At 65.3% G+C, this 25736-nt stretch carries 29 protein-coding genes; 10 read left to right on the top strand and 19 right to left on the bottom strand.

Annotation, left to right across the window (positions count from 1 at the left end; translation table 11 throughout):
• Positions 1-4: 4 nt before the first annotated feature.
• The 11 genes from J7I84_RS12025 to J7I84_RS11980 all read right to left on the bottom strand — a co-directional run bounded on the left by J7I84_RS12025 (position 5) and on the right by J7I84_RS11980 (position 8474).
• Entirely contained in the window at positions 5-1234 is a 1230-nt protein-coding gene (locus J7I84_RS12025; RefSeq protein ID WP_214944798.1) for a glutamate--cysteine ligase, read from the bottom strand.
• 141 nt (positions 1235-1375) lie between these two features.
• A complete protein-coding gene (locus J7I84_RS12020) occupies positions 1376-2215 on the bottom strand; it encodes a gamma-glutamyl-gamma-aminobutyrate hydrolase family protein (protein WP_214944796.1) in 840 nt (279 codons plus the stop codon).
• An 82-nt stretch (positions 2216-2297) separates the two neighbouring features.
• Positions 2298-2615 carry a hypothetical protein gene (locus tag J7I84_RS12015; RefSeq protein ID WP_214944794.1) on the bottom strand — a complete coding sequence of 106 codons (318 nt, stop codon included), beginning with the start codon at positions 2613-2615 and terminating at the stop codon, positions 2298-2300.
• 103 nt (positions 2616-2718) lie between these two features.
• On the bottom strand, positions 2719-2850 hold the full coding sequence (locus tag J7I84_RS21780; protein ID WP_285291218.1) for a hypothetical protein: 132 nt from the start codon (positions 2848-2850) through the stop codon (positions 2719-2721).
• A 212-nt stretch (positions 2851-3062) separates the two neighbouring features.
• Positions 3063-3440, bottom strand: a complete 378-nt coding sequence (locus tag J7I84_RS12010; RefSeq protein ID WP_214944792.1) for a VOC family protein — start codon at positions 3438-3440, stop codon at positions 3063-3065.
• Positions 3441-3639: 199 nt separating this feature from the next.
• The gene (locus J7I84_RS12005; RefSeq protein ID WP_214944790.1) at positions 3640-4134 is read right to left on the bottom strand and encodes a hypothetical protein; all 495 of its coding nucleotides are present in this window, start codon (positions 4132-4134) and stop codon (positions 3640-3642) included.
• Positions 4135-4779, bottom strand: coding sequence for a signal peptidase I (locus tag J7I84_RS12000; protein ID WP_214944788.1), 645 nt, complete (start codon positions 4777-4779; stop codon positions 4135-4137).
• Positions 4769-5380: a hypothetical protein gene (locus J7I84_RS11995; RefSeq protein ID WP_214944786.1), complete on the bottom strand. Its 612-nt coding sequence runs from the start codon at positions 5378-5380 to the stop codon at positions 4769-4771. The genes J7I84_RS12000 and J7I84_RS11995 overlap by 11 nt, the downstream gene beginning before the upstream one ends.
• A gap of 69 nt (positions 5381-5449) precedes the next feature.
• A complete protein-coding gene (locus J7I84_RS11990) occupies positions 5450-5983 on the bottom strand; it encodes an alternate-type signal peptide domain-containing protein (protein WP_214944785.1) in 534 nt (177 codons plus the stop codon).
• A 189-nt stretch (positions 5984-6172) separates the two neighbouring features.
• Entirely contained in the window at positions 6173-6841 is a 669-nt protein-coding gene (locus J7I84_RS11985) for a response regulator (RefSeq protein ID WP_214944782.1), read from the bottom strand.
• Entirely contained in the window at positions 6834-8474 is a 1641-nt protein-coding gene (locus J7I84_RS11980; RefSeq protein ID WP_214944780.1) for a sensor histidine kinase, read from the bottom strand. Before J7I84_RS11980 ends, J7I84_RS11985 begins: the two co-directional genes overlap by 8 nt.
• A 184-nt stretch (positions 8475-8658) precedes the next feature.
• Here J7I84_RS11980 and J7I84_RS11975 point away from each other — a divergent pair, with 184 nt between their 5' ends.
• From J7I84_RS11975 to J7I84_RS11965, 3 genes are all read left to right on the top strand, one after another.
• Positions 8659-9513, top strand: a complete 855-nt coding sequence (locus tag J7I84_RS11975; RefSeq protein WP_214944778.1) for an ABC transporter ATP-binding protein — start codon at positions 8659-8661, stop codon at positions 9511-9513.
• A complete protein-coding gene (locus J7I84_RS11970) occupies positions 9510-10394 on the top strand; it encodes an ABC transporter permease (protein WP_214944776.1) in 885 nt (294 codons plus the stop codon). Before J7I84_RS11975 ends, J7I84_RS11970 begins: the two co-directional genes overlap by 4 nt.
• Before the next feature lie 87 nt (positions 10395-10481).
• Positions 10482-11591, top strand: a complete 1110-nt coding sequence (locus J7I84_RS11965) for an ABC transporter substrate-binding protein (RefSeq protein ID WP_214944774.1) — start codon at positions 10482-10484, stop codon at positions 11589-11591.
• 77 nt (positions 11592-11668) lie between these two features.
• On the opposite strand, the gene J7I84_RS11960 is transcribed toward J7I84_RS11965, so the two are convergent.
• The 4 genes from J7I84_RS11960 to J7I84_RS11945 form a co-directional block, all read right to left on the bottom strand.
• Positions 11669-12370 (bottom strand): triacylglycerol lipase, encoded by a 702-nt coding sequence (locus tag J7I84_RS11960; RefSeq protein WP_214944772.1) that lies wholly within the window; start codon positions 12368-12370, stop codon positions 11669-11671.
• A gap of 57 nt (positions 12371-12427) precedes the next feature.
• Positions 12428-13645: an MFS transporter gene (locus J7I84_RS11955; protein WP_214944770.1), complete on the bottom strand. Its 1218-nt coding sequence runs from the start codon at positions 13643-13645 to the stop codon at positions 12428-12430.
• A gap of 84 nt (positions 13646-13729) precedes the next feature.
• Entirely contained in the window at positions 13730-14161 is a 432-nt protein-coding gene (locus J7I84_RS11950) for a hypothetical protein (RefSeq protein ID WP_214944768.1), read from the bottom strand.
• Positions 14162-14373: 212 nt separating this feature from the next.
• Positions 14374-14988: a PAS and ANTAR domain-containing protein gene (locus J7I84_RS11945; RefSeq protein ID WP_214944766.1), complete on the bottom strand. Its 615-nt coding sequence runs from the start codon at positions 14986-14988 to the stop codon at positions 14374-14376.
• 195 nt (positions 14989-15183) lie between these two features.
• Between J7I84_RS11945 and J7I84_RS11940 the strand changes: the two genes are divergently transcribed.
• On the top strand, positions 15184-15525 hold the full coding sequence (locus J7I84_RS11940) for a hypothetical protein (protein ID WP_214944764.1): 342 nt from the start codon (positions 15184-15186) through the stop codon (positions 15523-15525).
• Positions 15526-15552: 27 nt separating this feature from the next.
• Here J7I84_RS11940 and trxB read toward each other — a convergent pair whose 3' ends face one another.
• Positions 15553-16530: a thioredoxin-disulfide reductase gene (gene trxB / locus J7I84_RS11935; RefSeq protein ID WP_214944762.1), complete on the bottom strand. Its 978-nt coding sequence runs from the start codon at positions 16528-16530 to the stop codon at positions 15553-15555.
• A 201-nt stretch (positions 16531-16731) separates the two neighbouring features.
• Between trxB and J7I84_RS11930 the strand changes: the two genes are divergently transcribed.
• From J7I84_RS11930 to J7I84_RS11920, 3 genes are all read left to right on the top strand, one after another.
• The gene (locus J7I84_RS11930) at positions 16732-17055 is read left to right on the top strand and encodes a hypothetical protein (RefSeq protein ID WP_214944760.1); all 324 of its coding nucleotides are present in this window, start codon (positions 16732-16734) and stop codon (positions 17053-17055) included.
• A 572-nt stretch (positions 17056-17627) separates the two neighbouring features.
• The gene (locus J7I84_RS11925) at positions 17628-18380 is read left to right on the top strand and encodes an ANTAR domain-containing protein (protein ID WP_214944758.1); all 753 of its coding nucleotides are present in this window, start codon (positions 17628-17630) and stop codon (positions 18378-18380) included.
• Positions 18381-18673: 293 nt separating this feature from the next.
• Positions 18674-18820 carry a DpnI domain-containing protein gene (locus tag J7I84_RS11920; RefSeq protein WP_214944756.1) on the top strand — a complete coding sequence of 49 codons (147 nt, stop codon included), beginning with the start codon at positions 18674-18676 and terminating at the stop codon, positions 18818-18820.
• Here the strand turns inward: J7I84_RS11920 and J7I84_RS11915 are convergent.
• Positions 18817-20088 carry an MFS transporter gene (locus tag J7I84_RS11915; protein ID WP_251046531.1) on the bottom strand — a complete coding sequence of 424 codons (1272 nt, stop codon included), beginning with the start codon at positions 20086-20088 and terminating at the stop codon, positions 18817-18819. The genes J7I84_RS11920 and J7I84_RS11915 overlap by 4 nt on opposite strands.
• Complete coding sequence (ftsW, locus tag J7I84_RS11910) at positions 20072-21343, bottom strand: putative lipid II flippase FtsW (RefSeq protein WP_251046529.1); 1272 nt, start codon at positions 21341-21343, stop codon at positions 20072-20074. The genes J7I84_RS11915 and ftsW overlap by 17 nt, the downstream gene beginning before the upstream one ends.
• A gap of 202 nt (positions 21344-21545) precedes the next feature.
• Here ftsW and J7I84_RS11905 point away from each other — a divergent pair, with 202 nt between their 5' ends.
• The 3 genes from J7I84_RS11905 (at position 21546) to J7I84_RS11895 (ending at position 24463) form a co-directional block, all read left to right on the top strand.
• The gene (locus tag J7I84_RS11905; RefSeq protein ID WP_214944754.1) at positions 21546-23084 is read left to right on the top strand and encodes an LCP family protein; all 1539 of its coding nucleotides are present in this window, start codon (positions 21546-21548) and stop codon (positions 23082-23084) included.
• 57 nt (positions 23085-23141) lie between these two features.
• The gene (locus J7I84_RS11900; RefSeq protein WP_214944752.1) at positions 23142-23468 is read left to right on the top strand and encodes a helix-turn-helix transcriptional regulator; all 327 of its coding nucleotides are present in this window, start codon (positions 23142-23144) and stop codon (positions 23466-23468) included.
• A gap of 71 nt (positions 23469-23539) precedes the next feature.
• On the top strand, positions 23540-24463 hold the full coding sequence (locus tag J7I84_RS11895) for a cation diffusion facilitator family transporter (protein WP_214944750.1): 924 nt from the start codon (positions 23540-23542) through the stop codon (positions 24461-24463).
• Between the two features lie 36 nt (positions 24464-24499).
• Here the strand turns inward: J7I84_RS11895 and J7I84_RS11890 are convergent, their stop codons facing one another.
• On the bottom strand, positions 24500-25705 hold the full coding sequence (locus J7I84_RS11890; RefSeq protein WP_311381138.1) for an acyltransferase: 1206 nt from the start codon (positions 25703-25705) through the stop codon (positions 24500-24502).
• Between the last annotated feature and the right edge of the window lie 31 nt (positions 25706-25736).

Here is a 25736-nt window from a genome sequence, read left to right as displayed (position 1 = left end):
TCGGTTAGAGGGGCTGGTTGTCCAGGACCGCGGTACCTTGACCGTGGTCCGGCGCCTGGCCGCGGACGGGATCGGGCGGGGCGGGATTGGGGTCGGGAGTTGCTAGGGCGGGATTGGGTTCGGGAGCTTGGTCGTCCTGCCGGTGATGGGCCATGGCGGGCAGGGCAGTGCTGTGGATGGCCTGGGCAATCATGGCGGCCAGGCTGCCGGTGCGGGCGAATACCTCGCGCTGGGCCACGGCCCCCGTCCCCCTGGCCATCACCTGGAACAGCAGCAACTCCACTGTTTCCAGTTCGCCCTGTTCCGCCAGCACGGGGCGGACGTAATCCAGCAGTGCGGAAAGCACGTCGGAGGCCGGCCGCGGCTCGCCCAGTGCGGGATGGATAAGGTCGCTTTCCAGGCCAAACCGGCTGGCTTGCCAGGAGGCGAGGCGCACCTGGGCCGTGGGCACCGGTGCCGGGGACACGCCGTCGCGCCATTGCCTGGCTGCTGTCTCTGCCAACGCCCGCACCAGTGCGGCCACCAGGACCGCGTCGTCCGCAAAGAGGCAGACGTCCGCGATCCGGACTTCAACAGTGGGGTGGCGGTCGCTGAGCCGGGCGTCAAAGTAAAGGCTTGCCTTGTCCAGGGGGACCCCGGAGCCCAGGATTTGCCGGACGTGGGCGTGGTAGGCGGCGGCCGACCCAAAAATCCCGCTGGGCCCGGTGGTGGGCCAACGGTTCCACGCCTGGGAGCGGTAGCCCGCATAGCCCGAATCGTTGCCGTTCCAGAACGGCGAGTTGGAGGCGATGGCCTGCAGTACCGGCAGCCAGATCCGGATGCGGTCCAGGATGGCCGCGCCTTCCTCGTCCGATTCGATCTCCACGTGCACGTGGCAGCCGCAGGTAAGCTGCTCCACCGCGGTCAGCCCATACCGTGCCATGAGCTGGCCGCAGCGTTCACCGGGCGCCACCGTCGAGTCAACGGGCAGCGGAGACGTCGCCAGCGCAACTGCCCTCGCACCGGCCAGCCGGGCCAGGGCGTCGGCGTTCCTGCGGCCCGCCACGATGTCCTGGGAAATTTCCGCGAGGGTCAGCCTGGGAAGCGTACAGGTTTCTATCTGTTCCTGCTTCATTTCGCTGCTGAGGTTGGGGTACTCCGACACCCGCTGCATCACCTGCCCCAACGCCACGGGGTGGCCGTTGGCGCCGTCGACTATGAGGAACTCTTCTTCAACACCCACTCTGCGCGTCATCGCACACTACTCCCAGGCCAGCAATAGTAGGGCTCTTGCTTCACCTCACTTCCATATACTAAGCATGCTTATTTCTTTACCGCAAGGATGGGTGACGCCATAACCCGGCTCTCCCGGCAGCTTTCGCGGAGTTCCAGCAGGTCAGAAGGCTTCCGGGTTCACCGAGATCGCCGGGACTGAAGTTGCCAGGAAAGACGCGGGTGAGTCAGCAACGGACGACGGCGTTGCCGGGCGCAGGCGGGACAGGTACTTCGCCCGGGCTGCTTCGACGAACCCCTGGAAGAGCCCGTAGTCCTCAGACAGTTCCTCGGGGTGCCACTGAATGCCCATGGCGAAAGTGGCCGGGGGATATTCGATGGCCTCCACCACGTGCTCTTCCGTCCACGCCGATGCCACCAGGCCCTCGCCCAGCTTGTCCACAGCCTGGTGGTGGGCCACTGGAACCAGCTGGATATCGGCACCTATCAGCTGCGCGAGCTGGGATTCCGGCCGTACTTCCACCGGGATCCGGTTGTACTGGAAGCCGCCCAGCTGGTGCTCGCCGTGCCCAACCACTTCGGGCAGATGCTGGTGCAGCGTGCCGCCCAGGGTCACGTTCAGCAACTGCTCACCGCGGCAGATGCACAGCAGCGGGACGTCCTGTCGGAGTGCCTCCCGGATCAGGGCCTGTTCCCAGGCGTCCCGTTCGGGCCGCGGCTGGTCAGTGCGCGGGTGTGGTTCCTGTCCGTAGAGGGCCGGGTCCACGTCCCAGCCGCCCGGAATCAGCAGGCCGTCCAGCCGGCTTACCAGGATTTCGATCACGCCCTGCGCCACGGGCTGGGGCGGAAGCAGGGTGGGGATGCCGCCGGCGGCAATAATCGGCGCGAGGTAAGTTTCCGGCAGGAAGGCGGCACTGAGGGCACCACAGCCGGCGGTGTCCGCCTGCTCGAGGTAAGTGCTGAGCCCGATGACGGGCTTCACGACGGTGTCCGTGGTTTCCATGCTCTGATGGGTCCTTCCCTGAAAAGTCCTGCATTTAAGGTTACGGGAGAAGGGGCGCCGGAATGTTTCGGCTGGGTCAACATCACGTGTTATCGGTGTCACCCACGTCCGGCGCATCCCGTCCCATGCTTTCGCCCATGGCTGCTGCAAGCTCAATGTCGTCAAGGTAGCGGGCGGCCGGCCGTCCGGTTGCCTTGGCAAGCCTGTCCAGGGTCGCAAGGTGCTGGCGGGCCAGTTCGATGGCCAGTTCCTCCAGGATGCTGGGTCCATTCCGGACCACGAGGTCGCTGAGGTATGCCTGGAGGCGGTCGGGGGGCAGGCTCCTTGCCTTGGCATCCGCGGCAACGAGCCTTGTGAGGGCGGCCGCGGCGATTGCTGGTTTGTCGCTGAAGAGCTCCATGGTGGTACCTCAGTCGCGATGGGCTGGTGTGGGGAGGCGCCAGCATGAGTAGCTACAATGTAGCGGCCGCGCGCCTGCCCCGTAAGGACCTTTGGCCCAGATTTTAGCGGTTGGTCCTGGCCTCCGCGGCGTCGGCGTAGCGGGCGCCCTGGACGGGAAGCGTGGCCCAGGCCAGCGCGACCTGGCCCGGGGTGCAGCCGTTGCCTTCTGCAATACGGCTTACTGCGCCTACCAAGGGCCGTTGTGGGACATCTCATGACCAGCCAAGCCTGCGTCGATTGCTCCTGCGTACTGTCGGGAAGTCTTGAGGCAACCTTGAGGATTTGGAGTCCCCACCCTTGATTGGTGCAGTGAATAGTTGCAGGTGCCTGGGCGGCGTTTTGAAGTGGGCGCCGCCAGGTACTCACCCTTCACGCGCTTTCAGTTCCTGCCCGGAGGGATAGTGTTTCAGCGATCGAGCCGTTTGCGCAGCAGGCAGAACTCGTTTCCTTCGGGATCCTGCAGGACGTGCCACTGCTCGTCGCCGGTCTGCCCCACGTCGGCCGGCCGGGCACCGAGGGCCAGCAGCCGTTCCAGCTCAGCGTCCTGGTCCCGGTCCACCGGGTTGACGTCGATGTGCAGCGGAAGCCTTCCCACCCTGGGATTGGTGCTTGGGCTGAGGAAAATCGTGGGCTGCAGTCCGACGAACCCGGCGCCCGGTGGACCGATCTCAATCCCGCCCTCCTCCCGGTCCAGCTCGACATAACCAAGGACCTCACTCCAGAACCGCGCAAGCAGTTCGGGGTCGGCGCAGTTCAGGACCAGTTCGCTGATTCGGCAGGACATGGTGCCAGTGTACGGAGCGCCCCGCGCCGCCGGCTGCCCCCCCTACCCGCATATCCTCTTTCGCGGCCCACATTTCAGGAGCGCATGGGACGCTGCGGGTCGGAGAAGAATGTGCGCGTCGCCAGCTCGGCGGGAGACGGTGCCACTGCATGGGGGGATGCAGCGGCACCTTCTTCCGCCGAGCTGACGGCCTGCTGATCTAGACCGGAACGCAGTAGATCTTCTTGTTGCCTGTGCCTATCTCAAGGTTCACCTTCACGTAGGCGGTGGCCTGAACACCGCCCGAGAACGTTGCCACAATCTTCACCGTTGCCGGCGTGGTGGCGACTTGGGTAAAGATCGTGGAGTCGCCGAAGAGCGACAAACTCCCGGAGGTACCGAACGGGCCGGCCATGTCCGCACTTGTCCCGTAGACGCCATTGGTTCCGGCTGCCGAGAAGGTGAACTTTGCCGGAGCTTCGGAGAACCCTGAGTACCCGAGTGAGACGTACTTGTTGGCGCTGTCTACATTGCTGCAAACCGGAGTAGCGAACACTGGCGCGGACCAGGTTCCGGATGCGGTGACCGTCATGGTCGTCGTGGCACTTTGCTGCCAGAGCGCCGACGCCGAGGCGCCGCCAATACCGAGCAGCACCGTGAGCGCGAAGGCCCCGACGGCGAGCGCCGCACCTGGAAGGTTCCGGAACTTCAACATCTACCCCGCCTCGGCAGCCAAGTCATCGCGCTTGCGGCTCTTGCGGACGGACTTGTACACGGTGATGGCTCCGTAGCCGATGAGGGCCACGGCCGCGACGACAGTCCACGTCCCCCGGTCGGAGTTCCCCAGGAAGTTCGCCACGAAACCCACGTACGGGACGGCATAGAACAGTTTTCCCTTGACCTGGATGGCACGAACGGGGCTGGCATCGTTTGCGCCGTTGTTGTCACCCTTGGTGATCAGCGTCTTATCGCCCTGCTGGGTGGATCCGAAACCGACAATCCGGTGCGTTTCCACGTCCGGGCGGCCCGAGTAGATCTGGAAGGTGATCACATCGCCATACTTGAGGTCTTCAAACGGCACGGGTTTCATCACCATGAAGGTGCCCGGCGGATACTTCTGCGCCATGGACTTGGTCAGGATCGTGTAGGTCTGCGAGCCAGTCGCCACTGGTACCACGATCAGGACGAGGGCGGCGAACAGGGCAACCAGCAGGGCGGCCATGCTGGCAAGGCGTCCGACGGCGGCCCAGGCGGCTTTGCGTTTGCCTCGACTTTGCGGGGTGTGCGCCGTAGTCCCGGTCCACCGCTTCGACGGTTCGGCTGCACCGCCGAGAAGGCGTTCGGTCAGATCAGCAGCCACTGGGCACCCCGCAGAGCTGACGTGCGGTGAGTGTAGTTTGGATTGTCACTGCTTGTCCTTTCACTGTTGATGGGGCGCTGGGATCGAGGCTGACCTGGAAGCAGAACACGGTTGACCCTGTTTTGGCTACAGCGGGCGAGATGAGCCCTGGCGCACCGATCGCCGCATAACCGGTGGACGCGCTGCATTCCGTAGGCGAAGCTGCCAACTTCGCGCTGACGGTGATGTACGTGGCAAGCACTCCGCCGTTGAGGTTCGCAACGCCCGGCTGTCCTGCCGTGATAGCGGTGTTGAACTGGCCACCGGCAAAGGTATTGTTGGTGACCACCACTCCGCCATACACCGAAGTGCCCGGACCCAACGTTCCGGCTGGAGACAATGTCAGGGTTGCCGAGGTCTTGCCGTCCGCGAGCGTCATGTTGGTCGACGTGCCGGTGTTGACCGCTTGAAGCGCCATATCGAACGACGCCGAGCTTATGGTTCCGGGTGCGGCAACCGCAGTGGCGTTCCACAACGCATAAGTTCCCTGCACCGTGAACAGACCCAGAACCACTGCTACGGCGATCAACGCCGCCGCCTCAAGTGAGCGCTTGATACGCATGTGGTTCCTCCTGGTCCTGTCTCCTGAAGCTGCCGGCCGGGTGGCCCTGGGGCCACCCGGCATATCAGGCTACGAAAGACCGGGCTGGGTGATCTGGGTCAGCTGGAATGCCACGTTGTTGAAGTTGTAGCTCGCGGTGGTGTCCGCGCGGCCTGTCGTGGTGGACAGGAACTCGAAAGTTACCGTCGCAGTGACGGTCTGCATGGAACCCGTGGGCTTGAGCGGGTTGGAGACAGCCGTACCGCCTACGGTCAGGACAGGTGCGGAGACCGACACATTGGCCGGGGTGAAGCCGTTGGTTGCGGTGCCGGTAGTAGCCACGTTGGCGGCCATCTTGTCGCCGACCAACGTTACATTGAGGGTCTGGGTGAAGGTGAGCTTGTCGCCCGGAACTACCTTGTAGGCTGCGATGTTGACGGGATTGCCGGAACGGTCTGTCCATGTGCCGCTGCCCGTTGTGACGTTCAGGTCGCCGGAAACGATGGTGCCCGGTGCGGCGGTAGCTTCAGCGTTCCAGTTGGCCAGGGTGCCCCCGCCGCCCAGCAGCAATGCGGCGCCAACGGCGATGGCAGCGGTTCCCTTGATCAAAGTGCTGTTCTTCATGATGTGTCCCCTCAGACTTGGTTGGTGCGCTGTGGTCTAACTGAGGACAACTTTGCAGGGCCAACCTCAAAAAGTGAGGGGGTAAAGAGTCAACAAAGGCTCAAGTTATTTGAAAGTTCAACTGGCCCCTGACCTGCACTTCTATCCAACCAGCACCCTTGGCTGCGCACACGGAACCTCCGGCCCGCCTCATGAAATGGTGTAGGAATTCAAAGGCCGCCCGGTATTGCCGTAGGCGAGGTCCAGGACCAGGAGGCCCTTGCGTTCCAGCGTGCTCAGGTAACGCTGGGCAGTCGGCCGGCTGACGCCGAGTTGCTCGGCAATTTCGGCAGCGTTAACCGGCCCGCGGGCTGCACGGACGGCGTCGAACACTTTCTGCATGGTGGGTTGCAGCCGTGGTGCCGGAGCAACCGCCTTGATCCCGGCCAAACGGGCCTTGTAGAGGCTGTCAATGGTTGCCTGGCTGGCTGTCGACGCCGATTCCAACTCTTCCCGCCACTTCCGGTAGGCCTCCAACTGCGTGCGAAGCCGGTCAAACCCAAAGGGCTTAACAAGGTAGTACACGGCTCCGCTGGTCATCGCTGACTTGACGGTCGCCAAGTCCTGGGCTGCCGTAATGACAATGCAATCAACCTGTTTTCCGGCTGCCTGCAGGGACCGCAGGAGGGAAAGCCCATCCTCGTCCGGCAAGTGGATGTCCAGCAGGAGCAGGTCAGGATTCAGCTGCGCAATTGCTTGCCGCGCCGCTGCCGCACTGTACACCTGGCCCACGCACTCGAACCCGTCCACCCGGGCCACCCGTGCGGCGTGGATAGCCGCAACCCGGAAATCGTCGTCCACTACCAGCGTCTTAATCAACGCCCGCGCTCCTGTCTTCAACTGCTGCCGGCGTCTTTGCCGGAAGCCACACCTCAAAATTACCGCCGGGCCCAGGGAACACGTCCAGTGTCCCCCCTGCCCTTCGCACAATCCTGCTCACCAGGGCCAGCCCGATGCCGCGCCGCATCCCCGGCCGCGGGTCCTTCGTGGAGTACCCGTCCACCATGACCTGGTCGATCTTGTCCGCCGGTACGCCGGGGCCGTTGTCGCGGACGGCAATGAATACACCGTCCGCGTCGTCGAACTGTACCGTCACAAGGCGCGGCCGCGGCGTATTGGACAGTGCGTCCACCGCGTTGTCGAGGAGGTTGCCCACGATGGTCACCAAATCTGTGTGGTCAACCTCCGGATGTTCCAGCCGGGAGTCCGCCGTTACCTCCATCTGCACGTCCTGTTCGGCGGCGACCGCCACCTTGGCCAGCAGCAAGGCCGCAAGTTCCGGCGGGGCAATCGTGGCGCGCAGCCGTTCGCCCAGCGATCTGGACATGGTGGAGACCTGTGAGACGTATCGTTTGGCCTGGTCCAGGTTCCCCATCTCCAGCAGGCCGTCCACGATGTGGAGCCGGTTGGCGTACTCGTGTTCGAGCGCCCGCATTGCCTCCATGAGGCCTTGGATGGAATGAAGGTCCCGCACCAGCCCTTCAATCTCGGTGCGGTCCCGAAGCGTGACCACCGAACCGATGGTGCGCCCGGCGGTGGCCACGGGCATCCGGTTGACAACCAGCAGGGCGTCCTCGGTCAGGGCCACTTGGTCTGCGCCGGGCAGCCGCCCGGCAAACAGGGACCGCAGCCGGCCGTGCGGAAGCAGGTCGGTGATGGGCTTCCCCAAGGCTTCCCCCTCGAGGTGCAGGAGCCTCCGGGCCTCCTCGTTGATCACCGTCACTTTGCCGTCGTCGTCCAGCCCGACGACGCCCTCCCGGATTCCGTGCAGCAACGCCTCGCGTTCCTGCAGCAGCGAAGCAATCTCGGCCGGCTCCAAGTCGAAGGTGACACGTTTGATGCGCCGGGAGAGCAGCAGCGAACCGGCGACTCCAAGGGCAAGGACCAGCGCTGAGAAGCCGGTGATAAGCCAGATGTTCTGCATTTGGTTGCTGAGGACCTGGGTGTCCTCTATCCCCACCGACACTTGGCCGATGACCACGCCGTTGGCGCCAAAGACCGGGGCCTTGGCGTTGGCAGACCGGCCAAGGCTTCCGGGGTCGAAACCCACGTGGGTTTGGCCATCGAGGACCGCCACCGGTTCCTCCAGTTTGCGGCCAATCAACGCCGGGTCCGGGTGCGAGAACCGCGTGCCTTCCGCATCGCTGACCACCACGTAGTCGGGCCTGGCAGCGGCCATTACTTCATGGGCGATGCCGTCGATGGCATGGTCCGGATCCCCTGCAGCCAGCGCGGAGCGGATTTCCGGCATCTGTGCGGTGGTGGCCGCAATGCCCAGGGCACGCAACTGGTACTGCTGGTCCAGAGTCTGGTTGCTGATGATCGAGTAAAGAAAGCCGCCCAGGACCACGGTGAAGAGCAGCAGCGACAGCGAGGCCAGGAGGATCTGGGCGGTCAGCGTGGTGAAACGCCGTCCGAGCCGGAGCCGCGGCGCCAGGGACGCCCAACTCAAAGCCGCCCCCTAGGGACTTTCACCGATGAGCAGAAAATGCACAAAACGTGCACTTTTGCGGCTAAAGCACACATCTTACTGAAGTCTTTCTGGCCGGAATGAACACTTCCTAAACTACACACAGTTCCAGTGATCCCCGTCACGAACCTTGAACTCCTTGAACAGAAGACAGCGAGGTCTTGCAATGAACACAGCCCGCACACCCCGGCCGCCCGGCCCTCCAGCCAAAGCGGCGGAGGAGGGCCGGATCGAGGTCACCGGCCTGACCAAGCGCTACCTCACCCCCAAGGGTGAAACCTTCACGGCGATCAGGGATGTGAGCCTCAGCGTCGAAGCCGGCCAGTTCTGCTCCATCGTTGGACCCACAGGCTGCGGCAAATCCACCACCCTGGCCCAGGTCTCGGGACTCGAACAGCCAAGTGCCGGCTCGGTGACGGTCGGCGGCAACCCCGTGGACGGCATCACCAAGGGAGTGAGCTACATGTTCCAGGCAGACGCCCTGTTTCCCTGGAAGAGCGTCCTCAGCAACGTCATGATGGGACCCATCCTGCTCGGGATGCCAAAGCGCCAGGCCACGGACCTCGCCAGGGACTGGCTGCGCCGCGTGGGCCTGGCCGGATTCGAGGACCGCTACCCGCACCAGCTCTCCGGCGGCATGCGCAAGCGCGTCGCCATGGCGGCCGCGCTCATCAACAATCCGCGGATCCTCCTTATGGATGAGCCCTTTGGGGCACTGGACGTGCAGACCAAAGCCATCATGCAAAACGAACTGCTCAAGCTCTGGGAAGAACTGCGCCCTTCCGTCCTGTTTATTACCCATGACCTGGACGAGGCAGTTGCACTCTCTGACCGCGTGGTCATCATGACCAGCAGCCCCGGTTCGGTCAAGGACGTCTTCGACATCGACCTTCCCCGGCCCCGCGGCAACGTCCAGGAGATCCGCCACGAGGAGCGGTTCCTGGAGCTCCAAGGCCGCATCTGGGAGTCCCTCAAAGACGAGGTCACCCGCGCCTATGCCATGACGGCAGGTGCGGCATGACGGCCCTCACCCATAGCGAAACCCGCAAAAGCGAGAAGCCAGTGGAAACAGAGACAGCAGCAAAGATCGCGGGCCGGATCAAAGCCCGCCGCCGCTCCATGTCCATCTGGATTGGCCGCGTGGTCCTGGCAGTCGCCGTTGTGGGCGGCTGGCAGTGGTTCACCACGGAGGGGTGGGTGGATAAGTTCTTCTTCGGCCAGCCCTCGGAAATCTGGAACAGCCTGGTGGTGCTCTTCACCGAAGGTACGGCCTTCGGCACCATCTGGGAAAACCTCGGTGTTACCGCGCAGGAAGCATTCCTCGGCTTCCTGCTGGGAACGGCCGTGGGCGTGGTGCTCGGCATCCTCCTGGGCTCCAACAAGTACCTGTCGGCCGTCGTCGGGCCCTACATCAGGATCGTGAATTCGATCCCGCGTATTGTGCTCGGCTCGATCTTCATCGTGGCGTTCGGCCTGGGGGTCTTCCCGAAGATCCTGCTGGCGGCCGTGCTGGTCTTCTTCGTGGTGTTCTTCAACGCCTTCCAGGGAGTCCGGGAGGTGGACCAGAACCTCGTGGCCAACGTGCGCGTGCTCGGAGCTTCCCCGTACCAGGTGGCGATGCACGTGACCATACCGTCCGCAATGACCTGGATCATCGCCAGCCTCCACACCGCGTTCGGCTTCGCGATCATTGGCGCCCTCGTGGCCGAGGTGCTTGGTGCCCAGAAGGGAATCGGCCTCATCATCAGCCAGGCACAGGGCACGTTCGATCCGAACACGGTGTTCGCGTGCATGGTGATCATCGCCGTCGTCACGCTTTTTGCCGAGTCCCTGATCAACCTGCTTGAACACAGGATCCTCAAGTGGCGGCCGCCGAACCGCTCCGAGGCGCAGGCCATCTGAGCGGCACCAACTTCCCACCCCGCAAAACCACAAACCAACACCAATGTCCCGTTCGGGACGAACATAAGGATGCGTAAAACAATGATGATGAAGCGCCCTATTCTCGCCGCCGCCGCTGCCGGAGCGGTTGCCCTTAGCCTCGCAGCATGCGGCAACAACTCCACCCCAGCGGCCAGTGGCGGTTCTGCGAGCGGCAGCGCAGCCGCCGGCAGCAGTTCGATGCCCACAGTGAAGATGATGGTGGGCGGCATCGACAAGCAGATCTACCTTCCGTACCAGCTTGCGCAGCAGCTGGGCTATTACGAGAAGTACGGGGTCAAAATGGAACTCTCCACCGAGCAGCAGGGCGGCGTAGGTGCTGAGGAAGCCATGGCGTCCGGCCAGGTGGATATGGCCGGCGCATGGTATATCCACACCGTGGACTTCCAGGCCAAGGGCAAGAGCGTCACTAATTTGGTCCAGCTCTCCGGTGCACCCGGCGAGCGCATCATGTGCAGCCCCAAGGCCAACGTCCACTCCGGCGCCGACCTGAAGGGAAAGACCGTGGGTGTGACCGACCTCGGTTCAGGAACCGATGAACTTACCCAGTTCATCGCGTCCAAGGCCGGCCTGGCCAAGGGTGACTACCAGACGATCGCCGTCGGCTCAGGCGCCACCGCCATCGCCGCGATCCAGCGCGGCTCGGCAGACTGTGTGATGACCACCCAGCCAACGGTCGGCGCCCTTGAAAGCAAGAACCTTGCGGTTCCGGCCATCGACCTCGCGACGGCGGACGGTGCCAAGGCTGCCCTCGGCACCTCACTGCCGTCGGCCGGTCTCCTGGCCCAGACGGACTGGGTCAACAGCCACCAGGATGAAGCCCAGAAGGTGGTTGACGCACTCGTGGACACCATGCACTGGATCAGCACCCATTCCGCAGCCGAAATTGCGGACAAGCTGCCCCAGTCCTTCGTCCAGAACAGCACCATCAGCAAGGACGACTACGTGAAGGCCCTCGACCAGGACAAGGGCCAGTTCCTCCCGGATGGCATCATGCCTGCGGGCGGCCCCAAGACGGTCTTCGACGAGGAGAAGACCATCGGGGTGGACACGTCCAAGGTCAACATGGCGGACACGTTCGACCAGAAGTACGCCCAGGCGGCGCTCAAGCTTGAGGGCTACACGGCCACCACCACGCCCGCTGGCGCCGACGGCTGACATCGCGAAGGATCGCTTGAGGCGGTAGTGCCCTCCAAGGCACTACCGCCTCTGCGCGTTCATCCCACCGTCCCTGCTCAGGCCGGCAGGTTCAGTTGCTCCACAATGATGCGGGCGGTCGCGGGATCGCCAAGGATCTTGAAATGCCCCGCCGCCGGCAGCTTGATGTTGGTGGCCCCGGGCAGCACGCTCCCCTCCGGAATATGCGGATCGAAGGGGCCGTAGATGGACGTGATGCGGCTGTTGATGGTCAGCTCGCGGGACATCTGGAGGGTCAGGGCGTTCCGCGGGGAGAAAATCCGGAGGCTCGGCAGCAGCATGTACCGGGCGTAGCGCGAGCCGGAAAACGGCGCGCAAACGGCGATCATCCGGTCGATCCGGTGCTCGGGGTCCAGGGACAGCATGGTGTACTTGCCGATCAGCCCGCCCTTGCTGTGCGCCACCAGGATGGCGTCGCGCAGCCCCGCTTCCTCCAGGTGCTGGGCCACCAGTTTGGCGGCGTCCGGCACCTTCAGTTTGTTGCGCTGGAGCACCGTGACCACATGTACGGGGTGCCCGGCGTCGTGGATGGCCTGGATGACCGGCATCATGAACTGCCAGTTTTCGTACACGCCGGGGATGATCACCACCGGCGGGCGGGTCCCGTTGCGGAAGGACGCCGGCTGCACGCGCGACAGGAAACCGCGGACCTGCCGGCCGGCGGCGTATACATAGTCCTGCGCCCACCACACAGCCTTCTGCAGCGGGCTGAGGCGGGCAACGGCGCCGGGATCACTCATGAGTCGAGAATAACCTCGCCGGACGGCCTACCCACCAACCGGGCCCGAAAACACGGCTCAGTAGTTGCGGCGGTGCTTCAAGCGGGGAATCACGACGGCGAACACGGCCGCCGCCGCGAACCCCAGAATGCCCGTGGCTGAGATCCCCGGGCCAAGGGAGGCGATGGCCGTCACCCCGGAGAGAAGGACAGGGCCGCCGGTGGATCCGGCGTCGGCCATGAACCGCCAGAGGCCCAGGAACTGCCCGCGTCCGCGATCCGGCGAGAAGTCCGCGCCCAGGGTCATCACCAGCCCGGAGCTGATGCCGTTGCCGAATCCGATCAGCAGCGCCGCCAGCAGCAGCCCCATAAAGGACCCGGCCAGCGGGATCAGGAGCAGCGCGGTCCCCATCAGCAGCGTGGAGGGAACCGCCACCCACTGCCGGCCCTTCCGGTCCATCAGCTTTCCAGCGGGATAGAACACCAGCATGTCGATGGCGCCGGACAGCCCGTAGATCAGGGACGCGGAGGTGGCGTCCATGCCCAGGTGGTCGGACCAGAGCGGGATCACCACCTGCCGGGACGACCGCAACGCGCTGAGCAGGAGGATGCCCGTGCCGAGCGAAAGGAACACGCCCGCGTGGGACACCGCAACGCCGCGGAGCGTGGGCTGGGGGCCGGCGCCCGCACCCGGGCGGACCTCCGGCGTCGTGAGGTCCGGGATGGTGAAGGACAGCAGCGCCGCGGCCGCCATCGCCGCCACGCCCACCCAGTAGGCGCCGGCGATGCCGAGGAACTGCATTGCCGCCGCGCCCGCGAACGGGCCGATGAACACGCCGATCCGGTTGACCCCGCCCAGCGTGGACAGTGCGCGGGCGCGGAACGCGACGGGCACGGCTTCGGTGAGGTACTTTTGCCGGGCCAGGCCAAATACCGCCCCGGCCATCCCGACGACGGTCATGGCAACGGCGAGCAGCCAGAGCCCGTTCGGGGCCAGGCCGGAGGTGGCGGCGGCCGCCAGGGCCAGGCCGGCGGCGACGGCGGCGCCCACGATGGACCAGCGTTCACCAAAGCGCAGGGTCACCAGGGAGGCCGGCAGGTTAAAGAACCAGGAACCGAGCCCGATCAGGGTGACCACCAGGGCGGCCACCGCCACCGAGGCGCCCAGGTCGCGGGCTGACAACGCCACCACCGGCAGGATGGCACCCTGCCCAATTCCGAAAAGCAGCGTGGGGCCGAAGGCTGCTACCGCAATACTGCGCAGGCTGAAGGGCTCGGGGTCATCCGGGGAAGTCATCAGATTTATCCTATGGCCGCCGCATCTGGACCCCCTGCATGTCATCACGCACGTCGACTGATGCCCCTACTCCCTGGCCAGGCGTCAGCGCGGCCGCGGCTCGAGTCCGGCCAGGGCGCGGAACAGATTCACCAGCTCAACAATGGCGCCGATGATCGAGCCTACGATGCCAAGCCCCAGGAGCACGCGTATCAGGACGGGCCAGCCGGACCAGCTGGCGCCGAAGTCGAAGGGGAAGACTTCCCAGAGGCGCATCAGGGCCGCCAGCCCGATGCCCACCACCACCAGGTTTCCCAGTGCCAGGAGTGCCCTCAAGTGGATCACCGCGCAGACCACGTTGACGATGATGGCGGCGATCAACGATGCATTGATGAGCTCCAGGACGCGGCCCATGTCCGCGGTCAGGAACGGCAGCACCCGCCACCCGGGCCAGATGTTGATCCCGTACAGCAGCAGGGCGTTGACGATGGCGGAGCCAATGTTGCCGCTCCGGCTGACGGTGGTCCTGGCCGCCATACCACCCTCCTCCAGGTCAACAGGGCCCCATCCATTGCTGAGCACCTGCCGTTTTGGGCCCTGAAAACGGCAGTTACGGAGCAGTGGATGCCGAAACCAGCCCCGGACAGCTGGGACGTGAAACTAGAGTCACCCGGAACACGCATCACGGTAAGTGCCGAAGGTCCCACGGCCCCGGGCCGTCAAGGGCAGCATGACGGGGCAGGCCGGGATCAGTATCCGGCCAGGAGTTCGCCTGCCTTGCCGTTTGCTGCGGCGTTCACCAGCTCTTCTGCCACGATATGCAGCTTGGTGTTGGCATGCTGGCTTCTGCTGGCCAGGACCTGGAAAGCCGCCGGGCCATCCACACCCTGCAACGCCATGACAATGCCTTTGGCCTGTTCGATCAGGGCTCTGTGCCCGTAGGCACCCTCGATGGCTTCCTCGGCCGCGTGCTGGGATTCGATGCGCAGGCTCTGCGTCACGTCCACCATGAAACCGCGGATGTACTCCACCTGTCCCGATGGCTCGGCCACGGCCTGGATTGCAGAAAAAACGCGCCGTTCCTTGCCCCGCACGTCAATGACCCGGTGCAGCAGCGCCCCTTGGCCGCCACCCTTTAGAAGGTCCTCCCAGAGTGCGAGCACGGCTCTCCGGTCCAGCGGATGCTTGTGGGCCATGAACAGTTCGAAGGTGGGCACCACCTCACGCTGCTTCAGTCCGTGGATCCCGAACATGCCCTCGGACCACTCCATCTTTCCCGAGGGGATGTTGAGTTCGAAGGTTCCGGAAGGACACTCCGAAGAAGGCTGCAGCGGGTAGAGATAGGTATCAAGCTTTGCCCACATACATTCCTCCCAAACTCAGCTGCGTCCCCGGCGGGGTAACGGCACCCACCATAACGGAACTGGACCAAATGGACATGGCATATTCGCCGGGCAGTGGCCGAAGAAGTACAGGGGTCACAAAAATACCGGGACGGAGTAGTGTTCGCCTTATGGGGCGCTGGTGATCTGTGCCCACAGCCAAGGGGAGGTCATTTCATGGGTGAAGTATGGATCCGCACGCTGGGCAACGGGCTGGTCCGGGCAGACCGCGTCACCGAGATTACATCCAGCCGGGGGTCCTTGCAGGAGGACCGCGGGTATTCGCTAAAGGTCATTGTGGACGGCAAGAGCCACGTGCTGATCGACGACGGCGCCCTGCGGGGTTCGCTGCCCGAGCGGCTGGAATACGCCAGGCACCTGGAGGACGCCCTGCTGCTGGCCATCGATGAGGCGCGCGAGAACGACGCATCCATGGTGATCTCCTACGAGCCGGAGCGCGGGCGCTGGTCATCGGCACCCGTTTCCGTATTAACGGGAAGGCTCCCCGAAGTCGTCTGACGCGGGGAGCCTTCCGTCGCCCAGGACTCAGCTGTGGATTGGCTCCTCCACCAGGGCGGTGGCGATGCTGGCGGCATCTTCCAAGGCGGCGAGGAAGCGCTCGGCGTCCAGGGCGGCGGCGCAGCCGGTGCCGGCGGCGGTGATGGCCTGGCGGTAGCGGTGGTCCACCGCATCACCGCAGGCAAAGACGCCGGGCAGGTTGGTGACGGTGGTGGGCGCATCCACCTTAATGTAGCCTTCGTCGTCCAGGTCCACCTGGCCGTGCAGCAGTTCGGTCCGCGGCAGGTGCCCGATGGCCACGAAGATGCCGGTGGCGTCCTGGTGCCGGGTCTCACCGGTGCGGGTGTCCGTCAGGGTGACGCCGGTGACCTTGCCGTCGCCATGGATGGCGGTGACGGCGGAGTTCCAGGCAAAGCGGATCTTGGGATTGTCCTTGGCGCGCTGGGCCATGATGCGGGAGGCGCGCAGTTCGTCCTTGCGCACGACGACGGTGACGGACTTTCCGAAGCGGGTCAGGAAGGTTGCCTCCTCCATGGCGGAGTCCCCACCGCCGACGACGATGATGTCCTGGTCGCGGAAGAAGAACCCGTCGCAGGTGGCGCACCATGAGACACCGTGGCCGCTGAACTTCTTCTCCTCCGGCAGGCCGAGTTCCTTGTAGGCGGAGCCGGTAGCCAGGATGACGGCCTGGGCCTCGTAGGTCTCCCCGCCGCCGGTGACCACGCGCTTGACGTGACCCTTGAGGTCAACGGACGTGGCGTCGTCGTACTCAATGCGTGCGCCGAACTTCTCAGCCTGCTGCTGCAGCCCGTCCATCAGCTCGGGGCCCTGGACGCCGCCGGGGAAGCCCGGGAAGTTTTCCACCTCGGTGGTGTTCATCAGCGCGCCGCCGGCGGTGACGGACCCGGCCAGGACCAGGGGATTCAGTCCGGCACGGGCTGCGTAGATGGCGGCGGTGTAGCCGGAGGGGCCGGAGCCGATGATGATCAGCTGTTCTTTGCTCATTGCTTGTCCTTCGGTGGCGGTACTGCTGGGCACGTCTGATTCTTTCACTGCTGCGCAAACTGGGAGGAAACTCCGTTCGGTGTAATAAACGTCACGGTGTTGCGCGCGTCACATTTGTTGCCTAATCTGGTTGAGGCTTAAGCAAACAGGCCATGCAAGAAGCTGCAGCGTCGCAGCCAATGCCGGGGAAGGCTTTACATCTTGAACTCTAAGCTGAACGTCGTGGTCCGGGTGGATCTGGACCACGGCAAGGCCCAGGTGATTGCAACGGGGCATATCACCATCCACAGCGTCAACGCCCTCTATGTGGTGGCAAAGCGTGCCAACTCCCTCAAGGGAGGCCTGGATCTGGAGCTCGACATCTCCAGTGCCCGGGTGGACGCGGAGGCACTGGAGATGCTCCACGCCGCCTCCAAGACACGGCAGCTGCCCGCGAGGATCGATCCGGACCAGGCCCCCTGCACCATCAGCGTGCTGGCCCACCGCCGATATCCACGAACTGCGCCGGCCCGCCGGGCCGCATAAGACTCACGGCCGCTCGCCGCGCCCACGCTTCGGGCCAGAGCAGGCCGGCTACCGCTTCCTTTTCCGCTCCGAACAACCCGAAGTGCAGCTGCATCTGAACACACGGATGGCTGCACTTCGGGGCTGTTAGGAGCAGCCGTTAAGAGCCTGCGGACTCAACCAGTCCCGGGGCTTTGGTCGACGGCGGCGTGCCGCCGTCCAGGAATTCCTGGAGCTCCGCCGCACCCAGGCCCGCGGCCCTGACCAGGGCTTCCTGCCCTGCGCCACGATTCGAGGCGCTCCTGAGCGTGTTCTCAAACTGCTCCTGCGCAGTGTCGAGCTCCCCGTCTGGCGCCGCGTCAGTGCCTGACAGTCCATGTGGTGCGGGTCGTCAAATGAGAATGCCGTGAGTTCATCGGGCACCATGGGCACGCCCGGCTTAGACGGAGTTCCCTGCGCGGACAGGTACCCGCGGAGGGCCGGAAGGAAAAGTAGAGTACCGGCTACTCGTGCCGCTGCCCGGCCGCCCCAATAGATTTCTATGAATCCCGTGGCAGCACGGCCAAGGGGCGTGACGCAGATGGGGGTGCAGGGTGGCGGTTGGCCCGGCAAACAACAAGGGGCCTGAGCGGCAAGGGTTCCTGCTGGACTTAATAACAGGGGCCGACGGCGAGGAAGAGTCCCTGCAGAAGCTCGCCGACGCTGCCGCCCGGTGGATCGGTGCCGCGGCAAGCACGGCACTGGAGTGCGCCGCCGTGCTGCACCGGCAGCGGACCTGTCCCGTCACAGCCGGAAGCACACCGGGCGCCGGCGCCCTCGCGGCCTCGGAGGACGAGCACGGAGACGGGCCAACGGGACTGGGCGCCGCCTTGACCGCCCCAACAGTGGTCAGCCAGGCCGGCCCACGCTGGCAGGGCTATCGGCGGCGGTTGCTGGAGCTCGGTTTCGGCGCAGCCCTTACGCTCCCCCTGGCGCTGCCGGTGGGTTCGTCCGCCTCTCTGGTGTTCCTGGCATCGGGCAACTACGCATTCAACGCCAAAATCGTCGATGAGGCGGCTTGGTTCGGCGAGGTGGCATCACACAGCCTGAAGCTGGCCCTCGACGTCCACGGCGTGATCCGTGCAGGCGACAACCTGAAACAGGTTTTGGAGAGCAGGACCAGCATCGACGTTGCCTGCGGGGTACTCATGGCGCAGAACCGCTGTTCCTACGCGGAGGCCTTCAGCAGGCTGGCCGGCACGTCAAGGAACCGCAACCTCAAGGTCCGCAGCGTGGCGGACAGCATCCTGAAGGCGATGCCCAGCGGTGCGCCTAAAACCCGTTTCGAACCACCGGCGATCGCCTAGATCCTGCCGGGAGGACCTGGTGGCGGGCCCGCGCCCTGATGACGCCTGCCGCAACGAGTCCTGCACACCCGAGTGAAGCCAGCATGCCGCCGAGAGCCACGAAGTAATCGGGGATGGTCATTGTCCTGCGCTCCTTCCGTGCTGCCTGGTGCGCCCACGCTACGCGGCAAAACTCAGGGTTCCCCGAAGAACCGCCAGCAGCTTTGGTCAAGATCGGGTCACGGATTATGCGGGGATCCACATAGTTTGGCCCGAAATCTTTCCTTTATCACAGCGTTCCGTATTATTCATGCATGTGGACTAAACAAAGCCAGAGCTTCTGCCCTACCTGCGGCAGGACCACCAATCACGTCACCCACTTCCAAAAGGACGACGCCGGTTCCCTGGTTGCTGACGTCCGCTGCGCTGAGTGCCGGGAGATTGCCGGGGCGGTGGCCTAGGAAGGTTCGTTCCGCGAAGACTTCGCCTCCGGGCGCACGGCCTGGGGACGGACGACGGCGAAGATCACCATGGCGGCTGCCTGCACTGCCGTGACGGTGAGGGCCAGGGCAGGGATTGAGTATTCGTAAAGCAACCCGATGAGGAAGCTCCCGGCCAGCCAGGCGAGGCCGTAGCACGCGGTGAACATTCCGTAGGCACTCCCCCGCCGGCCCGCCGGGGCCAGGCCCGCCACGCCCGCCCGCATGGTGCTTTCCTGGACGCCCATGGCCGCTCCCCACACCAGCACCCCGGCCACGGCGAGCGCCGTGTTGTTGCTGAAGCCCAGCCATGGCACGGCGGCGGCCAGTACGGGAAGGACCAGCAGGACCTTCAACCCCACCCGGTCAAAAAGCCACCCGGAGATCAGCGCGGCCACCGCATCCACTCCCATGGCCCCGGCGTACAGGACCGGGACCAGCGCCGGCGGGAGGAGTCCGGTGGCCACCAGGTGGAACGAGAGCAGCCCGAAGGTGGCGTAGCCGAACATGGTCAGGCTGCTGAACGCGGCATACATCCAGTACTGCCGCGGCATGGGAGGGGCCTTGCCGGAAACAGGACCAGGGCTACCGGGAACGGGGCCGGCCGCGGCTGGCTGCAGGTCCGGAACCTCATAGACGGCCGGGTCTGGAACCCTTCGCCGCAGCCAGAAGAGGATCATCATGGCGGCGAGTCCCGGGACGGCCAGCAGCATAAAGCCTGCCCCGTAGCTGCCCGAAAGCCCCAGTGCCGCCCCCACCAGGAGCGGCCCCACCAGGGCTCCCACCTGGTCCAGTGCCTCGTGCAGCGCAAACGCCTTGCCCTGGCCCAGCGCGGAACCTGCCTCGGCCAGCATGGTGTCCTTGGCAGGGCTCCGCACGGCTTTGCCCAGCCGCTCAGCCAGGACCAGGAGGCATGCGATCCACAGCGCGTCGGTGATTCCCAGCAAAGGCACGGACACCGCCGTCAAGGCGTAACCACTGAGCGCCAGTGCCCACCGCAGCCCGGGCCTGTCGGCAAGCCGCCCGAACACCAGGCGGAGGACCAGGGCCACGGCCTCCCCGGCACCGGTGACCACGCTGACCAGGAGTGCGGAGGCGCCCAGGGCGCCGAGATACGGCCCGGTGACGCTCCGTGCGCCCTCGTACACCATGTCCATCAGGGAGCTGATAATCCCGAATACCAGGATGAAGCGGATGGCAGTCATGGGCGCCGCTGGACCCGTCCCTGCGGCGTTACGGCTGGTAGGCATGCTCCCGGACCTGCTTCTCCGCCGTGTCCTGTGCCCTGTCCAGCCGGGCCTTGCTCCGGGGCCGGACGCGCTCCGGGACCGACCCCTCGGGACGGGTCACCGCCAGGATCACCCCGATCCCGGCCAGGGAGGAGACCATGGCTGAGCCCCCGTAGGAGATGAACGGCAGCGGGACGCCGATCACCGGGAGCAGCCCGCTGACCATGGCGATGTTGATCACCGCCTGTCCCAGGATCCAGGTGATCACGCTGCAGGCCACGATCCGGGAGAACGTGTCCGTGGTGCGGGCGATGGTCTTGAACACGGCAATGGCCAGGATGGCGAACAGGCCCAGCACCAGCAGCGACCCGGCCAGGCCCAGTTCCTCGCCCAGGATGGAGAAGATGAAGTCGTTGTGGGCTTCCGGGATCCAGTTCCACTTCTGCCGGCTTTGCCCCAGACCCACGCCGAACCAGCTGCCGGAGGCCAGTGCGTAGGCGCCGTGCTGTGCCTGGTAGCCCATCCCCTCAGCGTCCTCGGGGGAGCCCATGCCCAGCCAGGAGGAGATCCGTCCCATCCTGTTGCCGCTGGTGGCCGCCAGCACCAGGGCCACCACAGCACAGATCATCCCCGCCACGGAGAACACCTTCATCCGCACGCCACCGTAGAACATGGTGGCGGCGAGGATCATCATGATGATCATGGTGGTGCCCAGGTCATGGCCCAGCGCCACGATGAGCATGATGAGTCCACCGGCGGGCGCCAGGGGGATTACCGCGTGCTTCCACTGCCCCAGCAGGGCCTGTTTCCGGTCCAGGATGCCGGCGGCCCACACAATCAGCGCGAGCTTGGCGAATTCGGACGGCTGCGCGGTGAAGCCGCCCACGCTGAGCCAGTTCCGGTTGCCGTTCACTGACATGCCCAGCGGGGTGAACACCAGTACCAGGGCAAACAGGGACGCGATCAGGAGCGGCCAGCCGAGCCACCGGATCCGCCGGAGGGACATTCGCGCCAGCACCAGCATGATCACCACGCCGGCCACGGTCCACATGGCTTGCTTAAGGGGAAGATCGTAGGGGTTGTTTCCTGCCGCCACCGATTCCACGGACGACGCCGACGCCACCTCCACGAGGCCGATCGCCGAGAGCGTGAGGACCACCGCCAGGATCAGCGGCCTGAGGCGTCCCGGGGAGTCATCCTCCAGCCACACCGCCAGCTTGCCCAACCCACGCCGGGCAGGACGGCCCGTCCCGCCCTGTTTTTGTCCTGTTTTCATCTGTCCGTTCCTCAGCCTGCACACCCGGGCTTCCCCCAGGGCCGGACCCATTTCCGGGGCGTGTACCGCCGAGAAGAAAGAGTACGCCCCCGCACGCATCGAAGGGCTCCGACAGGGCCGTGGAGACACCGGTTCTAGGGGAATTGCCAGCTTGGGCCTGTAGGGTAGCGGAAACCTGTCCCCTCCCGAAGGTCTTTTTGTCGTGTTCGGTTCCAGAAAATCCCCCGGCCCGGATCAGGTTGGCTCCAGCTCCGCTGCCTACCCCGGCCAAGGCGAGCTGTACGCCTCCAGTTCGCGCCGCCGTCGGCCCTTCCGCCGTGCCCCGCGCTGGGTCAAGGCCCTCACCGCCGTCGTATCCGTCCTGCTCCTGGGCATCCTGGCGTTCGGCGGCTACTGGGCCTGGCGCCTGCAGTCCAACATCAGCACCTCGCAGCTGTCGGCCGGCGGCCAGCGGACCGAAGGTGCCGTCAATGACAGCACCGACCGGCTGCAGATCCTGGTGCTGGGCTCGGACACCCGGAGCGGCAACAACAGCCAATATGGCACCGCGGACCAGTCGACGGGCTATGGGCAGTCCGACGTGATGATGCTGCTGGACATCTCTGCGGACAACAAGCACGTCAACGTCATCAGCTTCCCGCGCGACCTGCTGGTGGACGTCCCGTCCTGCACTGACTCGAAGACCAACCAAACGTATCCCGAGCAGCAGGACGCCATGATCAACAGCGCCATGGCCCAGGGCGGCATCGGCTGCGCGGTTGACACAGTGAACAAGCTCACCGGTCTGGAAGTTGACCACTTCATGATGGCGGACTTCAATGCCGTGAAGGAGCTCTCCAATGCTGTGGGCGGCGTGGAGGTCTGCGTCACCGCTGCCGTCAACGATCCCGATTCCCACCTCACCCTGCCTGCCGGCAAGTCGCAGGTGCAGGGTGACCAGGCGCTGGCGTTCCTGCGCACCCGGCATGGCTTTGCCAACGGCGGGGACCTGGGGCGCATCCAGGCCCAGCAGGGCTTCCTGGCCTCCCTCAGCCGCAAGCTCAAGTCCGAGGGGACCCTGGGCAACCCGCAGAAGGTGCTGAGCATTGCCGACACCATCACCAAGAACTTGACGGTGGATTCCGGGCTGTCCTCGGTCCCGTCGCTGCTTACCATCGCCAACCGGCTGAAGAACATCGATCCGGCCAACATCAACTTCATCACCACGCCTACAGTTCCCTCGCCGCAGGACCCCAACCGCCTGGCCCTTGATGAACCGGCAGCGTCCAACTTCTTCGCTGCCCTGCGCAACAGCCCGGACCTGAGCCAGCCTGCCCCTGCTGCACCCACGGAAACGCCGGCAACACCGGCGGCGCCGGCCTACGACAAGTCGCTGCAGCCTGTCTCGGTCGCCAACGGCACCGGCGTGACGGGCCGGAGCAATGCGATCGCCGGGCTGCTTTCGGACGCCGGGTTCACCAAGGTGACCAAGCTGCAGGCCCAGGCGCAGGGCCGGACCATGGTGTACTACTCCTCCGGGTTCGAGGACGTCGCCGCGGATGTGGCCGCGCTTTTCGGCCTTCCGGCCGGCAGTGTCCAGCAGGTGGCGAACATCCAGGGCGTGCAGCTGTACGCCGGCACGGATTTTGCCACCGGCACCAAACCCGCCGCACCGCCGTCGTCCGCTGACTCCTCCGGAAGCGTGGTGGCGCAGACCGGCAGCGACCAGACCTGCCAGTCAGCCAACCCCACGGGCTACTAAACCAACCCCGCGCAATCCACCTTTGCCTGAATACAGCCAGCGCTGTACTTTGGGTGCATGCAGACCCTCACTCACGGACCCGTCCTGGCCCGATTCGGCTATGCGGTATCGGATCCCACCCGGGCCCGCGTGCTCCTGGCTCTTTCGGGGGGCCCGTCCTATCCCTCGGATCTGGCAGACACCCTGGGGGTGTCCCGGCAAAGCATGTCCAACCACCTGACCTGCCTGCGGGGCTGCGGGCTGGTGGTTGCGGTTCCGGACGGACGGCGGAGCCGCTATGAGCTGGCGGATGCCCGGATTGGGCACGCCATCAAGGACCTGATCAACGTTGTCCTGGCAGTGGACCCCGCGTGCTGCGCCCCAGACGGGGAGTGCGTGGCATGACCGTCGCATTGCACGCACCCAGCGTGGACCGGCGGCCGCTGGGCCTGCGGACCACCAGGAAGGGCTGACCCATGGGCAGCGGACACAACCACAGCCACGACGTCGCCGATCCCCACAGCCAGCGCGGCAAACTGCTGCTGGTTTTCGCCATCACGTTCACGGTGATGGTGGCTGAGATCGTGGGAACTGTCCTTACCGGCAGCCTGGCCCTCCTGGCCGACGCCGGGCACATGTTCACGGACTCCGCGGGCCTGCTGATTGCAGTGATCGCGGCATCGCTGGCTTTGAAGCCGCCAACCTTCATGCGCACGTGGGGCTACAAGCGCGCCGAAATCCTGGCCGCAGCGGGGCAGGCCGCGCTGCTGCTGGGCGTAGGCGGGTTCGTCATTTTCGAGGGCATCCGCCGGCTGTTCCAACCGCCGGAAGTCGGAGGCTCCCTGATGCTGTGGTTTGGCGTCATCGGCCTGGCCGGCAACGCCGTGGGACTGTTGGTGCTCGCCTCCGGCCGCCACCACAGCTTCAACATGAAGGCCGCTTTCCTTGAGGTACTCAACGACGCCCTCGGCTCCATCGCCGTCATCGTGGCCGCACTGGTCATCGCACTGACGGGCTGGACCCAGGCAGACGCCGTCGTATCCCTGCTTATCGGCGTGCTGATCATCCCCCGCACCCTGAAGCTGCTGCGGGACACGGTGAACGTGCTGATGGAAAGCACTCCTCCCGGCCTGGACCTGGCGGAGGTGCGCCGGCACATCCTGGCGCTGCCGCACGTCATTGACGTCCATGACCTGCATGCCTCGCTGGTGGCGTCCGGCGTGCCGGTCCTGTCCGCGCATGTGACCGTGCAGGACGGGTGCATGCGCGACGGCCATTCGGCCACCATCCTTGCGGACCTGCAGCGCTGCGTGGCCCAGGACTTCGACGTCAGCGTGGAGCACTCCACCTTCCAGATCGAACCCGCGGCCCACCGCGACCAGGAAAGCATCGCGCACTGACACGCGGCGCGGGTACGCGCTGTTCAGCCCAGCGACTTAGCCCGCTGACGCCGCCACGGGCGCCTTGGAACGCCCGGCGGTGGAAGGCACGACGGCGGGATCGAGCCTTCTATTCGCCCAGCGCCGCAGCGGCCGCTCAACAAAGCGGAACGACGCGTACGCCAAAAGCACGGTGAAGGCTGCGGTGAGGGCGATACGGAGCGGCAGTGCCGGGATGAGGGGCATCAGCAGCAGGTAGACCGGCAGATGCCAGAGGTACATGGCGTACGACAGGTCGCGGCCGGGCCGGGCCAGCCAGGGGTGGCTGAGCGTGCGTGACAGAAAGCCGGCGGGCTGGAGGACCAGCGAGCCGATCAGTACTGCGGAGAGCAGCGCGAGCGCCACGGGACCAACCGTCCAGAACGTATTGAACCAGGCGCCGGGGGTATCTGGCTCCTTCAGCAGGAACAGCGCGGCCACCAGGGTGACGCCGGCGACGGGCGCGCCCCAGCGGGCAGCCGACGCCAGGGCGTGATGCAGCCGGGATCCCTGGCGCACCGCGGTGAACAGCAGTGCCAGTGCACAGCCGATCAGCAGTTCGTCGGCCCGCGTGTCCGGCCCGTTGTAGATGCGGTCCAGTGGCTGGCCGGCATCGACCAGCAGGAAACGGTTCAGCACGAAGGCGGCGGCCAGTGCCACGGTAGCGAAGGCTGCGGTGCGGACCTTCCAGAACCGGAGCATCACCAGCAGGAGCAGCGGCCAGACCAGGTAGAACTGTTCCTCGACGGCCAGGGTCCAGGTGGGGCCCAGGGTTTCGCCGGCAATGGAGTCGCCGAACATGCCAAAGTGCGCCAGGTTCATGACGTAGCCGGCAGCGGGAAGGACAAACCCGGCCTGCCCGCCCCAGCCCGAGGCAGGGAACAGGAGACCGGCGCCGACGATCACCGCACACAGCGCCAGCAGCGCCGGCCAGAGCCGGGCCAGGCGCTTGGCGTAGAAGATGCCAAGATGGAGCCGCCCGGTTGCGATCCTTTCCTTCATGATCAGCAGCGTGATGACAAACCCGCTGAGCGTGAAGAACACATCCACGCCAATGGAGCCACCCGGCATGGACTCCGTTGCCGTGTGGAAGAAAAACACGCCTGCGACGGCAACAATCCGGAGCCCGTCCAGGGCATGCTTGCGCCCGGCAAGAAGCCCTGTTTCGGCGCCTCCCGGGCCTGTTGATGCTGACAGAATTCCGCTGCTTGACCTCAAAACCACTAGGCAAGCATATATAACGGTTCCATAACTG

The organism is Arthrobacter sp. ISL-85 (genome assembly GCF_018613675.1).
Taxonomy (GTDB): domain Bacteria; phylum Actinomycetota; class Actinomycetes; order Actinomycetales; family Micrococcaceae; genus Arthrobacter.
The sequence above is the reverse complement of the archived record's forward strand: the minus strand, read 5'-3'. Positions and strand labels throughout refer to the sequence as shown.